Here is a 14,126-nt window from a genome sequence, read left to right as displayed (position 1 = left end):
AAAGATTAGAAAAGGATGGAATAACTCAGTTTACTGTGTACTGGTATGATCAGTTCTTTCAGTCCATCTGCATCGCGGATCAGGGGATTTTCACCACCGGCATCTTCAAGTTGCAGATAATAAGATTTTCCATCAATAATATACAGATCCTTTGAAAGCGATTCAATCGTACGACCTTGTGCCAGCTTAGCATACAGTCCATCCACCGGAGTAGCAACTGTCAATTCGCGATGCACGCCATGTCCTTCAGATAATACACGAACAGCATCTGTAACAGCAGCGCCATACAAGAAGTATTTGAAAGTAGGACGGTCTTTATCATCCAGTACATATCCTTTAGGACGGTACCCCGTACCAGTGGTATCTGTTAACCAGGCAGCCTGTGGAGAGGCCAGTTTTGATAATGTGAAAGCGGGCTTGCCGAGGTATTGTACTGCACCACGCGGGCGGGAACATCCGTTGCCTCTGTCGTGCCACATAGGTGTAGCATCCAGGAATCCGCCACGCCATACCTGTGCCAGCATTCCTCTATCCATGTCGTAAGTATAATGCACCTGTTCAGGACTACCCACAGAAACAGCATGTACAATGCGTGTACCTGGTACATCCATGAAGCTGCGCAGGATTGTATTCACAGACGCATCTACGAGGATAGGATCTGTTTCATCGCCACGGTTATTATTACCTTGTTGCTTATTGGATTGATTTGTTTTGTTGATAGTGATATTGCGGAAGGCAACAGCACCATGATCTCCCTGTAACCGTAAAGGACCTGTTGCTTTTTCCTCACTGGCAGAACCGCGGGTAGGTCCCATCAATTCCACATCTTCATGAATAGTTACACCATTCAGGTCTATTCGCAGCATTCTTGCATTAGTTATTTTCTTGCCACTGGCATCAAAACGTGGTGCCTGGAAAGAAACTTTCAGGTGTTGCCACAAACCTGGTGCACGGCTCACATTATAACGGGGTGCATGTCCGTCATATCCTTGCTGGCCGGCAGGACGGGCATCATCCCAACGTTCGTAGATACCACCATTGTCACCGGATTTAGGCACTGTTGTGCTCCAGCTATCCAGCAGTTGTATTTCATATCTGCCTTGTAGATAAACACCAGAATTGGCACCGGGAGCCATCATATAATCCAGTTCAAGATCCATATCTCCATATTCAACATTGGAAAAGAGATCCTGGCCGGGATGTTTCTTATCCGGCATATTCAGTAATACACCTGTACCACTACCTCCTTCTAAAATATGAGGTTTGTCTAATTGTGCGGCGGCATCGCCTGTAATGCTCCAGCTCTTTCCGGGATCATGAAATGAGGAAAGGTCCTGCAGGGGAACTGCGCCGGATTGACCTGCAGCGGGATTGACAATAGCCATTCCTATACTGCAGAAGCATAGGAAGCCCGTCAAAGACCGGCTTGCATGATTTTTCGATCTAAGTACCATAACGTTAAATAAATTAAGCCAAAAGAAAAATGAAAAGTTGAGACCCTTTTGACGCGATGCTAATATATAAATTGTTTATTCGCGGCACAAGTATATGTATTGAAGAATTGATGAACGGAAATTAAAAATCCTGCATGAATCTTAAATGAAATGTTAATGCAAAGCCTGATCTGCACATGGTTATAGGGGACAGCCTTCTTATTACGTACAGGCGTTCATATTATCAGGATCACAATGATGTTAAAGAGGTGAGATTATCGTTTGATATAACTTTTATAAAGGAAGTCTTCAGAAGCATCTACCAGCTGATAGCTGCTGGGTACTTCATCTCCCAGGCTGTGAAAGGTAACAAGCCGGGTACCGCTGGGGCGATTTTCCAGTGCTCTGTAGAGGTAACGTGAGTAGTATACATACAGGCTGGATGAATATTCGATCTCATGATCTATGCGATCTCCTTTATCAAGATTCTCAAAAAAGGAGTTATAAAAATAAAAGTTGTCGTATTCATCCAGGTCCAGTTTAGTAAAGTTCCCGTGAATGAATACAGCATTCTCTACCTTGATCACTTTTTTTGCGGCCAGGGCATGATGATATAATTCCTGTCGCTGTTCTACGCCATAGAATGTGGAATCAGGATAATAAATAGCCCCTACAAGGCAAAATTTACCCACTCCACTACCGATGTCCAGGATCTTTCTATTTCCTCCATGAGAGAGGAAATGGGCTGCTTTACGGGCAACTCCCAGCGGTGTCCAGTGCCGCCTTGACAAAAGTTGTATCCTTTCCGGATACAACCAGTCAAATGCAGCATCCGTGTTGTAGATAGTGGGTACTGGTAAATTTCTATGCATGCTTTTAGCCGGCTACCGGAACACGAATTAATTTCTGATAATCTTCTGGTTGGAGAAGACCTTCTCTATCCTGAAATTTTGAAGGAGTGATAAAAAATATCCATCCACGGTCCTGCGGGCTTTCCAGAATTAAATCCAGATTACCGTTCAATCTGATGTTAGGTCCGAGAAATTTGCATTTCACCGGAGCATTCACCGGGATAATCTCACTCCCTGAATAAAGGTTTGCAATCAAGGTACCCTTTTCGATGGACCCCTTGTTATTGAACCATTTAATACTATCAATCTTTTTTACTCCTGCTAATTTAAAGGCCGAAAGACCGATAAAACCAACAGTACCATTAAAGTCGATCCACTCATGATCTTTGGTAAAATGGATGCGTGGTCTGGAAATAGTTGACATATTCATTCTGCAAAGGTAACTTTAGTCTGGCAACTATGCGTTGAAACCTGTCAATCTAATAATTGATATATATCAATTCTGTTCGCTAATAAATTAATTATAATATGAGTTTAACCGGGCTTTTCCCTATCGATAAGTGGAATTTTAAGTCAGAATCGGTATTAAACGGGCTTCCTGCCGAAGAATTTGAGCATTTATGCGCCAATATGACAGAACAACGATACGAAAAAGGAGATGTTCTTTTCAGAGAAGGGGCTGTACCATCAGGCATTTTTTTTATAAAAAAAGGCAAAGTAAAGAAATATAAGGTAGATCATGAGAACAAAGAGCATATTGTTTACGTCGCAAATACAGGAGAATTGCTCGGATATCATGCAATTCTTTCAGAGGAAAGATATCCGGACTCTGCAGCTACTATAGAAGAAAGTGTGATCGCTTTTATCCCCAAAGAAGATTTTCTCGAAACACTTGAAATTTCTAAAGTACTTTCTCAAAGGTTGTTAAAGAATCTGAGCCATGAATTTGCAGTACTCACAAATAGTATTTCCGTTTTCGCCCAGCGCTCTGTCCGGGAACGACTGGCTATTATGCTGATTGTATTAAGAGAGAAATTTAAGGAAGAAACACTGGAAGGGGAAGACATCACCATCAATATTTCCCGGAGTGACCTGGCCAATATGGTAGGTACCGCGAAAGAAAATGTAGTAAGATTCCTGAAAGAATTCAAATTATCAGGAATTCTGCATACTCATGGGCGGAAGATTTTTGTAGAGGATGTGAAAAAGCTGATAGAAATCTCGAACTACGGGAGTAAATAATTTAGCGGCACAGGCTTTGTTTATATAGTCATGTTAAAAACAAGCAACATGATACAAGTCAGATTTTTGCCTGTGTTACTCGGAATGCTGTTATTAGGAGCTAATTGTGTACCTCCCCGTCATGGTCCTCCACGCCCACCCAGACCACACAGGCCGCCACATGGTGCTGTTCAGCTTAATATTCCGGATTCTTCTTTTCAAAGACCAGTAGTTGGGTTAAATTACTGAAGAAATCCGTTTTTTAGTGGCTGACTAAAAAGTTGTCAGCCACTAAAAAGTTATTTTTCTGCCTGTAATTTCTTTAGGATAGCATTCAGTTTCACAGGATCCTTCATGTAAGGAGAAAGATCAAACAGTGCTACTTTCCGGAAGTCTGTAGGATGACTTTCACTCTGCAGTGAAATGGTGCCTTCCTTTAGCAGCCGTCCATCCTGCAGCAGAGAAGGGTCTGCATTGGAAACACTGCCTCCGCCTACCTGAGGCTTTTCATATACCAGTACGGTATCTTTAAACACAATATGTTTAATCACGGAATCGCCTAATACAAGCGCAGATGCTTTTACCCACTGGTCGCCATGATATGTTTTTGAGGTAGAAGTAATACAATGCTCTGTGATCAGTTTACCATTAATCACTACGTTAGTTCCGGGAGTACAGAGATTACCTGTAGGCCGTTCATCTTTGCCATTCCCACCTAACAATTGTTCTTCCAGGGAAATAGGAAAATCCTGGTCTTTCCCCATACTGGCAGCAGATTGGCCATGCAACATGATTCCGTTATTTCGGATAGCCCATCCGGGACCACCCGGCACCTGCTCGCCCACAAAACGATACTCTACTACAATGAGGTATGCAGAGAACTTTTGTTTATAAAAGATGTGTCCGTATTTTTCATCAAAATTTTTATACCCATCGTATCTTACTTTCAACAACCCGTTCTCTACGCGGAAAGTATTGGCAAAATTATCATTGAGATCATGCCCTTTGATTTTGATATCCCAGTTCTTCAGGTCTTTGCCATTAAATAACTGAATCCAGCCTTTGGTTTTTGTTTCCTGTGCCTTGATTTTCTTTTCCTGTGCCATGCCAGTTAGCGCTGCCAGGAGAAAAACGCAGGTGAAGAGTTTTTTCATACGTCTAAAGTTTTATGGCTTTAAGATAGCGTTTGTATCTGAGATAGTTGGCATGTAATTGGGAACATTTAACTGATGTAACCTTAATGCTACAATCATGAGAATACTTATTACTTTTTTGATAGCTACCCTGACTGGATTTACTTCAATTGCCCAGGATATAACATCCAACTGGCAGCAATCGCTTAGAACGGAACTGCATAAACTGGATACATCAAAGAATTTTGGTATCTGGAAGCAAAGTATTGCCAAACTGGAAGACCTTACCAAAACCTACCCAAATGAATGGTTATTACAGTATTATACAGGATGGGCATACACACAGCCTTCTTTCCAGTTGCAGGAACAGGCAGAATCACTAACAGAAAATGCAGAACCATATGTAAAGAAAGCATTGCAGTTACAACCGGAAAACACAGAAACCCTGACACTGATGGCCTACTGGCTCTCTGCAAGAATTAATGCAAGTAAGGCGAGGGGAATAATGCTGGGATCCGAAAGCCGCAGTTATGCCGATAAAGCCATAGCAGCAGACAGTTCTAATCCCAGGGCTTACCTGATTAAAGCACTTGTAATTTTTTATACTCCAACTGTTTTTGGTGGTGGTAAGAAAAGGGCTGAACCTATTGTACAGGAAACGACGCAACGTTTTGCTGCTTTTAAGCCCAAAACACCGCTGGATCCACACTGGGGCAATGACATCTGCCAACAGTTAGCTAAAGAGTACAAATAAACTGTGCATTTTTATACACGAACATTTATAAACAAACATGTTATGAGTACATATAATGGCATCAATGGCTACGACGAACCCCGCGCTACCGCGCTATATGAAAATTCTGACCTCCTTAATGTGAGCAAACCGGGGCGTATTGCATCAATAGTAAGCGGAGCTATGTTAACCACTTCTGCTATTAATAACATCAACAAACATCCTTTCAGCAGCTTATTCAGGCTTGTGACGGGCGGTTATCTCTTATACAGGGGTATTTCCGGTAATTGTCCGATTTCTGCCGCAGCAGGTAAAAAAGCCGGAGATTCTCACTCCAGGGCTATTAACATCCGCAAAAAACTGGTAATTAACAAAACAAGGAATGAAATATACAGTTTCTGGAGAGACCTGGAAAACCTGCCCCTCTTTATGAAACATCTGGCCTCCGTGGAGCAACTGGATAACAATAATTCCCATTGGGTAGTAATTGGTCCCTCAGGGATAGGTAGTGTGGAATGGAATGCTGAAATTGTCAAAGATGAACCCGGTAGACTAATAGGATGGCGTTCTGCTTCTGGTTCTGAAATAGTAACAGCCGGTCGTGTTAACTTCAGGGAAGCTTTTGGCGGTGGTACTGAAATAGAAGTGAATATCACTTACCGTCCTCCTGCGGGATACGTTGGTACAGGGCTGGCATGGCTACTGAACAGTACTTTTGAAAGAATGGTTCAGAAGGATATTTTAAGCTTCAAACACTTTGTGGAAACAGGTGTAATTACTATTTAATATGGGCAGCCCGATCATACCGGCCTTAAAGTAAAGGCTATTCTGGCCTAATATTTGGAAAACATTAGAGATCCATATGGATCATTACTTTTTGTATAACCTTAAAAAACATTACTTATGAGCACGGCAAAAATATTATATGGAGCACTGGCAGGTGTTGCAACCGGATTGGCAATAGGTATTCTTACGGCACCGGATAGTGGAGAAGAAACAAGAAGAAAGATTAAGAGGGGTGCACACCGGTTTCAGGGCAACATTAATAAAATATTAGGGAAAGGTTCAGATGGATTAAGTGAGTTGAAATATATTTTTGAAAACGAAGCAAGCGGTTTAAAAAATGATGTTCGGGAGCGCATACTGACGTTGATTGATGAGAGCCTGGAATCTTATGGTAAGTTTAAAAAAGAAGTTACAAGTTGATCAATTTTCTGGTTAATTAATAACAGATTGCCAGGCTGGAATAAAAAGAGGCGGTAAAAATTTTACCGCCTCTTTTTATTCCGGAAAGACTATTTCAGAAAATTTTATCATTCTGTTTTCTGCCTGGATTTAAAGACTTTCATGCTCATTTTTGAAAGCTATGCATGTAAGTTTTATTTCTAATTCTCTGCAAGCAGTTCATCTACCAGTGTATTGAATTCCTTTTTAAAGTCTTCGTAATGCGTTCCTGTACCAGGTCCGGAGAAACCGGTATGTACTTCGCGCACATTCCCTTTTTTATCGATGAAGATAGTTGTCGGGAAACCTTTGATTCCTGTTAACTGAGGCAGACTTTTTTCAGCCTTCTGCGGGTCATTTGGTGTTACTCCTGTAATCAGTACGGGGTAGGGTACACTGAATCGTTTCAGAAATCCTTCCAGGCTTTTTTTCGACTTTTCAAAGTCGGTTGTACGCTCGTAGGACAGTCCGATCACTTCTACTCCCCTATCCTTATGTTGTTTATACCAGTCTACCAGGAAGCCTGTTTCATCCATACAGTTGGGGCACCATGACCCCATCAGGGTAATGATCACCACTTTATTTTCAAAACGCTTATCCTGGATGCTTACTTTCTTTCCTGAGAGATCCGGAAAGGAAAAATTGAGGCGGTTATTACCCGGTTTTACTGTCGCCAGTGTTCTTTCATCGGGCAACGCAGCATTTTCATCGTGGATGGCAGTCCATCCTTCTTTACCATCACCTATCCCGGCATAGAATACCCCATTTTCCAGGGTACCGTTGCTATTTACGAGAGCAGTGAAGTAATAGGCATGGGAGCCATCAAATGTAGAGAGCTTTAGCGTATCACCATCTACAATCCCTTCCAGAAAACGGTAATCACCGGTAGAAGTGAGGAAGGTACCATGTACCTTATTGCCCTGTTGCCTGAATTCACCTACTGCAAAGGAGGAATCCCTGCCCGGCGAGGCAAATTTTGTAGCCCAGCGCCCGGTTACATTGCTTTTTGCTGGTTGATACTGTTTAAAGCGTTCTTTTACATTATATACAGCCGTAAAAGGAATACTCACATCGTTATCTGCCAGATGGCGGATCCACACGCCACCTATCTCACCATTTGGTCTGAAAGCAGCCTTAAATTCAGAATCGAAGAAAGGCATTTTTATGAAGATGGAATCTGCCTGCACTTTTACATCATCAACCAACAGACGGTCCTCTGCATTTAATACATACATGATCTTTTTGCCGGCACTGTCTTTCACTTCAAAATTAAAGACAATATCTGCCCCATCTTTGCGATGCAGGCGGGCCTGCCATGTACCTTTTTGTAAATCCCACTTTTCCAATTGTGTGCTGAAAGCGAATACAGGAAAGGCTATCAGCAAAAGTAATATTCTATTTATCATATAACCTAGTAAATCAGTAGGGTAAAGATAATAAATACTTTTTAGAAAAGAAGACAAAACGGGTTTTATGATTCTCAGGCTTATAAGGAACGAACAAGCTACTAAAATGAATAAGGAACGAATTAGCTGGTTTACAACAAGCGAACAAACTGACAATTATAGCAACGGATCTGGGGCTAATAATAACAAACAAGCGAGTTTATAGCAAAAATTAGCGGGCTCCAAAGAGCATACTACCAATCCTGACCATCGTACTCCCCTCTTCCAGCGCAATGGTATAGTCACCACTCATTCCTACAGACAATTCATTAAAAGTATCCTGGCTGGCGAAGAAGCAGGCTTTCAGGCTCTGATGTAACGTCTTTAAGTGATGGAATTCTTTTCTTATCTGTTGCAGGTCTTCTGTATTGGTAGCCATGCCCATTAATCCGGCAATACGAATATTAGTGAGATTATTCTGTTGATCTCTCCATTGTTCCAGCAGTTGCTCCAATTCCTTTTCACTCAGCCCGAATTTGGTTTCTTCTTCTGCAATATGTACCTGTAAAAGACATTCAATGATACGGTCATGACGGGCCGCTTGTTTGTTGATCTCTTCCAGCAGCTTCATACTGTCTACTGCATGGATCATTGTAACAAAAGGTGCAATGTATTTTACTTTATTGCTTTGCAGGTGACCAATAAAATGCCATTGGATATCCGCAGGTAATAATGCCTGCTTTTCCTGTAATTCCTGTACATAGTTTTCACCGAAAATGCGTTGCCCGGCATTATACAATGCCTGGATATCTGCCGCAGGCTTTATTTTGGAAACAGCTACCAGTTTTGCCCCATAAGGTTTAAGCTGATCTTTGATCTTATTATAAGCAGATAAATTGACTGACATAGGGGCAAAAATAAGAAAAACCTAATTGAAGCGGATTACTAATAAATAAAGCGCTTCCGGATCACTTTAACAGTGCATTGTCTTCATCAGTGAACTGAATAAAAACAGGCTGTATCTCACTTATGATACAGCCTGAGTTATAAATATTATTTGTTTAATTGAAAACCGCGTAAAGTATGGCTTTCAATTAGGATAAAATCGATCTGCTGATCACTATTCGCTGCACTTCGCTGGTTCCTTCATAGATCTGGGTGATCTTGGCATCGCGCATCAGGCGTTCTACATGATATTCTTTTACATAACCGTAACCACCATGCACCTGTACCGCTTCTGTGGTTACCCACATAGCTGTTTCGGATGAAAATACTTTAGCCATAGATCCGCTGAGAGTATAATCTTTGTGCTGATCTTTGTCCATAGCCGCTTTAAAGCATAATAACCTGGAAGCTTCTATACGGGTAGCCATATCTGCCAGTTTAAACTGGATGGCCTGGTGCTGGCTGATTTCTTTGCCGAATGCTTTACGCTGTTTGGCGTATTTGAGTGCCAGTTCATAAGCACCACTGGCAATGCCCAATGCCTGCGAAGCTATGCCGATACGGCCACCACCTAATGTTTTCATGGCGAATTTAAATCCGAAGCCATCTTCTCCTATTCTGTTTGCTTTAGGCACTTTCACATCCTGGAACATGACACTATGTGTATCACTTCCACGGATACCCAATTTATTCTCTTTAGCGCCTATGGTGATACCGGGAGTATTCTTTTCTATTATCAGGGCATTAATGCCTTTACTACCTTTTTCAGGGTAGGTTTGTGCAATCACGATGTATACGCTGGCACTGTTACCGTTTGTGATCCAGTTTTTGGTACCATTCAGCAGGTAATAGTCTCCTTTATCTTCAGCCTGGGTGCGCTGGGAAGTAGCATCAGAACCGGCTTCTGGCTCACTAAGCAGGAATGCACCGGTGATCTCTCCTTTTGCCAGTGGTACCAGGTACTGCTGCTTTTGCTCTTCCGAGCCAAAGGTTTCCAGTCCCCAGCAAACCAGTGAATTATTCACGCTCATACATACGGAAGTAGAAGCATCTATCTTGGAGATCTCTTCCATCGCCAATACATAGGAGATTGTATCGAGGCCGGCACCTCCATATTTCGGATCGACCATCATCCCCAGAAATCCTAATTGTCCGAGTTTTTTGATCTGTTCTGCCGGATATTGTTGTTTTTCATCGCGCTCAATCACGCCGGGTAATAATTCAGTTACGGCAAAATCCCTGGCCGCTTTCTGGATCATGAGGTGTTCTTCTGTGAGTTGAAAGTCCATAAATTGTTTTTTGGTGCTATTAAACATGAGCCTCATGACGTGGCAAGGTCTCATTTATCTGAAATCAGATCTTTTAATCCCCTTAAATTAGCATTTCAGCAACTACTAAAAAAATACGTTGTATAAAATTGCATGTTATCCATCATTCTTACTGAAATATTAAAGATTATTTGAAGATACACCTTCCTTATTGCAATTGCTTTAGCGTTTATGCTAAGTGACTATACGCCTTAACATTAAGGCAACCAGGGCGTTCTGTTAAAATCCTGTAGATTGCTTATTCAGGAAGAACACCCTTTTATGAAGAACATCAAGATCATTGAGGTAAAATCGGAGATTGGGGCAGGTACACGTGGTGCCAGCCTGGGAGTAGAGGCTATCAAAATTGCGGCGCTTGATTTTATGAGCAACTTTTTTGTGCATTTCCCTACAGAAACAATAGAAACAGAGAATAAACTACTGTTTGAGCCGATTGAATCCCCTTATGCCAAAAGAATTAAAGGTACACTTACTTTATACGAAAGAATTAGTAAAAGTGTATCTGAAACAATCAAAGCTAATCTGTTCCCGGTAATCCTTTCCGGAGATCATAGCACCGCAGGTGCCACTATTGCTGGCTTAAAGATGGCCAGGCCTCAGGGGAAAATAGGTGCTATCTGGATAGATGCACATGCTGACCTCCATACCCCTTTTACAACCCCCTCCGGCAACATGCATGGCATGCCTGTAGCAGTTTCCATAGCAGAAGACAACCTGGATTGTAAGGTTCATGATGTAGATGATCAAACCCTGAAAGCCTGGGAAGCATTGAAGAATATTGGAGGGATTGCTCCCAAGATCCTGCCGGAAGATATTGTATTCATTTCCTTACGGGACTATGAAAAGGAAGAGGAGCACCTGATAAAAAAATACGGAATGAAGGTAATCACAACCAGTGAGGTACGCCGTAAAGGGCCAGAGCAGGTAGCCCGCTCTGTATTCCGTTACCTGAGTGATTGCGAATATATCTATGTTTCTTTTGATGTGGACAGCCTGGATGCTTCCATCTCCAAAGGGACAGGCACGCCTGTTACCAATGGATTACGGGAAAGAGAAGTGGAAGATCTCATCTCCAAATTTATGCAGCACCGTAAAATATGCTGCTTTGAAATCACGGAAGTGAATCCAACATTGGATAAAGAGAACCTTATGGCGGAAATAGCCTTCAATATATTACAACGAAGCGTAAACGTACTGCTACTGAACTGATCAGAGATTAACCCAGGGATTGACCAGAGATTAACCAGGAATTGATCAGGGATTATTTTTCATCTTAATCAGATTTGCAATAAGTCCTGTCCAGCCGGTTTGATGTGATGCGCCTATTCCTTTGCCGGTATCAGCATGAAAATATTCATGGAATAAGATCAGGTCAGCAAAATGCGGATCGGTATTATATTTTTCATTGTTACCAAATACTGCTCTTTTCCCATGCTCATCTTTAAGGAAGATTTTCAGCAAGCGATTTGCCAGTTCAGTGCCCACTTCCTTCAGCGATAGATAATTGCCGGAGGCAGTTGGATATTCTATTCTGAAATCGTCTGTATAAAAATAATGGAACTTACGCAGGCTTTCAATAAGAAGGAAGTTCATTTGCAGCCATACAGGCCCGCGCCAGTTGGAGTTGCCCCCATAAGTAAAGCTATCACTTTCTCCTGGTGCATATTTAACAACCAGTTCCATTCCATTTTCATTAATAGAGTATGGATGAGCCTCATATTTTCTGGATAGGGACCTTATTCCATATTCACTTAAGAATTCTGTTTCGTCCAGCATACGGCTTAACAGTCTTTTCATACGGTGTCCGCGAAGGAGGCTCAGTAAATGTTTATTCTCCTTCCCTTCTTCAAACCAGCGGGATACCAGCATAGCCAGATCGGGTCTGTGTCTTAAAAACCATGACATCCGTTTTGCGAACTCCGGGTTTTCTTCCAGTGTTTGCTTGTTGATCACCTCTACTGCAAAAAGAGGGATCAGTCCTACCATGCTTTTAAATTTCAGTTTTACAATGCGGTTGTCGGGCTTCCGTATCTGGTCGTAAAAGAATTCGTCTTCTTCATCCCATAGTCCGCTGTTTCCTTCCCCCATACTGGCCATCGCACCTGCTATATACATGAAATGCTCGAAGAATTTGGTGGCCATGCTGGTGTATACTTTATTGAAAGTAGCCAGTTCAAGGGCAATGTGCAACATATTCAACGCATACACAGCCATCCAGCTGGTAGCATCTGCCTGCTCCTCTCTCATGCCCGCCGGCAGTGGTAAACTCCGGTCAAATGCTCCGATGTTATCCAACCCTAAGAAGCCCCCTTCAAAGATATTACTCCCGCTGCTATCCTTCCTGTTCACCCACCATGTGAAGTTGATTACCAGCTTATGAAAAAGTGCCTCCAGGAAATAGTAATCTTTTTTTCCTTTAATGTTGGCATCCATTCTAAAAACACGGTATACGGCCCCTGCATGTACAGGGGGATTTACATCTCCCAAAGCCCATTCATAAGCAGGAAATTCTCCGGCAGGATTCATGTACCATTCTTCTGTAAGTAACAGCAGTTGCTGTTTGGCATAGTCAGGATCTACCATTGCCAGTGAAACACAGTGAAACGCCAGATCCCATGCGGCATACCATGGAAATTCCCATTTATCAGGTACGCAGATGATATCTTCATTATTGAGCTGTCGCCAGTTACGGTTACGTCCATTCCATCTTTCCTGTGGTGGCATGGGCATTGCCGGATCTCCTTCCAGCCACTGTTCTACTTTATAGCTGTAAAACTGTTTGTTCCACAGCATACCGGAAAGGGCCTGCCGTTGTATTAATTTCTCATCTTCACTTTGAATATTGCCATGTAGTTCGTTGTAAAAAGCATTGGCTTCATTTATACGTGACTGGAAAATACTATCGAAGTTTTCGAACGGGTTTTGCTGTTCTTTGTCGGTCAGACGTAAGGTGATTGTATGGGAACCGTGTGCCGGAACATTGATCTCATAATCAATCGCGGCCTTGGTTCCAGTCTTCTCAGGGTTTATCGTATTGCAGGCATGGATGATATAGTCGTTAATCCCATCCTTTGGATAAGCGGTGTTATTAGTGAAGTTGTAGAGACGGGTATTATTTGTTTCATTATCACAGAACAAAATTCTCCCTTTTCCCTGCTGGTACAGGTACTGTACTGCGAGTTTTTCATGCTGCAACCGGATGGTATTATCATTCACCTGCGACATGCCTGGTTTATAATCGTGCCGGCCCCATACCCATGTATTCCTGAACCATATTGTAGGCAATACATGCAGACTGGCATTTTCATCCGCCCTGTTATGGATTGTTATTTTTATGAGGATATCATCTGTATCTGCTTTCGCATATTCTACAAAGACATCGAAATATTTATTCTCATTGAATAACCCTGTATCCAGTAATTCAAATTCTTCCTGGTCTTTACCTCTCCGGGCATTTTCATCAATCAGCCATTGATAAGGATATTCGTGCTGCAGATATTTGTACAGCATTTTCATGTAGGAATGTGTAGGGGTAGCGTCGAGATAATAATATAACTCCTTTACATCTTCCCCGTGATTTCCTTGCTGGTTGGTAAGACCAAAGAAACGTTCTTTTAAGATGGGATCTCTTTTATTCCAGAGTGCTATTGAAAAGCAGAGTGTCTGTTTTTCATCACATATACCCGCAATACCTTCTTCCCCCCAGCGCCATGTTTTGCTACGGGCCATATCATGAGTGGTAAAATCCCATGAAGCACCATTGGCACTATAATCTTCCCGAACGGTTCCCCATTGCCTGTCACTCACATAAGAACCCCAATTTTTCCAGCCTGTTTGTCCTAAACGTTCTTGCTCTGCATTCATATCCCTGTA

Annotated in this window: 14 protein-coding genes; 6 read left to right on the top strand and 8 right to left on the bottom strand. The window is 42.2% G+C overall.

The genetic code is table 11. The features are described from left to right. Positions 1–5: 5 nt before the first annotated feature. The 3 genes from BM176_RS27885 to BM176_RS27875 form a co-directional block, all read right to left on the bottom strand. A complete protein-coding gene (locus BM176_RS27885) occupies positions 6–1,454 on the bottom strand; it encodes a 3-keto-disaccharide hydrolase (protein ID WP_090107687.1) in 1,449 nt (482 codons plus the stop codon). Positions 1,455–1,708: 254 nt separating this feature from the next. After that, complete coding sequence (locus BM176_RS27880) at positions 1,709–2,305, bottom strand: class I SAM-dependent methyltransferase (RefSeq protein WP_090107686.1); 597 nt, start codon at positions 2,303–2,305, stop codon at positions 1,709–1,711. A 4-nt stretch (positions 2,306–2,309) separates the two neighbouring features. Continuing rightward, on the bottom strand, positions 2,310–2,714 hold the full coding sequence (locus tag BM176_RS27875) for a glycine cleavage system protein H (protein ID WP_090107685.1): 405 nt from the start codon (positions 2,712–2,714) through the stop codon (positions 2,310–2,312). A 98-nt stretch (positions 2,715–2,812) separates the two neighbouring features. On the opposite strand from BM176_RS27875, the gene BM176_RS27870 reads away from it, so the two are divergent. After that, on the top strand, positions 2,813–3,526 hold the full coding sequence (locus BM176_RS27870) for a Crp/Fnr family transcriptional regulator (protein WP_090107684.1): 714 nt from the start codon (positions 2,813–2,815) through the stop codon (positions 3,524–3,526). Between the two features lie 48 nt (positions 3,527–3,574). Then, on the top strand, positions 3,575–3,754 hold the full coding sequence (locus BM176_RS32285; RefSeq protein WP_143097944.1) for a hypothetical protein: 180 nt from the start codon (positions 3,575–3,577) through the stop codon (positions 3,752–3,754). Positions 3,755–3,804: 50 nt separating this feature from the next. Here BM176_RS32285 and BM176_RS27865 read toward each other — a convergent pair whose 3' ends face one another. Continuing rightward, entirely contained in the window at positions 3,805–4,659 is an 855-nt protein-coding gene (locus BM176_RS27865; RefSeq protein ID WP_090107683.1) for a 3-keto-disaccharide hydrolase, read from the bottom strand. 97 nt (positions 4,660–4,756) lie between these two features. On the opposite strand from BM176_RS27865, the gene BM176_RS27860 reads away from it, so the two are divergent. The 3 genes from BM176_RS27860 to BM176_RS27850 all read left to right on the top strand — a co-directional run bounded on the left by BM176_RS27860 (position 4,757) and on the right by BM176_RS27850 (position 6,577). Further along, positions 4,757–5,392 carry a tetratricopeptide repeat protein gene (locus tag BM176_RS27860; RefSeq protein WP_090107682.1) on the top strand — a complete coding sequence of 212 codons (636 nt, stop codon included), beginning with the start codon at positions 4,757–4,759 and terminating at the stop codon, positions 5,390–5,392. Positions 5,393–5,434: 42 nt separating this feature from the next. Beyond that, entirely contained in the window at positions 5,435–6,157 is a 723-nt protein-coding gene (locus BM176_RS27855) for an SRPBCC family protein (RefSeq protein ID WP_090107681.1), read from the top strand. 117 nt (positions 6,158–6,274) lie between these two features. Beyond that, positions 6,275–6,577 carry a YtxH domain-containing protein gene (locus tag BM176_RS27850; protein ID WP_090107680.1) on the top strand — a complete coding sequence of 101 codons (303 nt, stop codon included), beginning with the start codon at positions 6,275–6,277 and terminating at the stop codon, positions 6,575–6,577. 179 nt (positions 6,578–6,756) lie between these two features. Here the strand turns inward: BM176_RS27850 and BM176_RS27845 are convergent, their stop codons facing one another. The 3 genes from BM176_RS27845 to BM176_RS27835 all read right to left on the bottom strand — a co-directional run bounded on the left by BM176_RS27845 (position 6,757) and on the right by BM176_RS27835 (position 10,214). Continuing rightward, positions 6,757–8,001: a peroxiredoxin family protein gene (locus BM176_RS27845; protein ID WP_090107679.1), complete on the bottom strand. Its 1,245-nt coding sequence runs from the start codon at positions 7,999–8,001 to the stop codon at positions 6,757–6,759. 211 nt (positions 8,002–8,212) lie between these two features. After that, positions 8,213–8,887: a YggS family pyridoxal phosphate-dependent enzyme gene (locus BM176_RS27840; RefSeq protein WP_090107678.1), complete on the bottom strand. Its 675-nt coding sequence runs from the start codon at positions 8,885–8,887 to the stop codon at positions 8,213–8,215. 187 nt (positions 8,888–9,074) lie between these two features. Next, positions 9,075–10,214 (bottom strand): acyl-CoA dehydrogenase, encoded by a 1,140-nt coding sequence (locus tag BM176_RS27835; RefSeq protein ID WP_090107799.1) that lies wholly within the window; start codon positions 10,212–10,214, stop codon positions 9,075–9,077. A 300-nt stretch (positions 10,215–10,514) separates the two neighbouring features. Here BM176_RS27835 and BM176_RS27830 point away from each other — a divergent pair, with 300 nt between their 5' ends. Continuing rightward, a complete protein-coding gene (locus BM176_RS27830; RefSeq protein WP_090107677.1) occupies positions 10,515–11,462 on the top strand; it encodes an arginase in 948 nt (315 codons plus the stop codon). A gap of 45 nt (positions 11,463–11,507) precedes the next feature. Here BM176_RS27830 and BM176_RS27825 read toward each other — a convergent pair whose 3' ends face one another. Continuing rightward, the gene (locus BM176_RS27825; protein ID WP_090107676.1) at positions 11,508–14,117 is read right to left on the bottom strand and encodes an MGH1-like glycoside hydrolase domain-containing protein; all 2,610 of its coding nucleotides are present in this window, start codon (positions 14,115–14,117) and stop codon (positions 11,508–11,510) included. Positions 14,118–14,126 lie beyond the last annotated feature (9 nt).

It is taken from the genome of Chitinophaga sp. CF118 (assembly GCF_900112615.1).
Lineage (GTDB): Bacteria > Bacteroidota > Bacteroidia > Chitinophagales > Chitinophagaceae > Chitinophaga.
The sequence above is the reverse complement of the archived record's forward strand: the minus strand, read 5'-3'. Positions and strand labels throughout refer to the sequence as shown.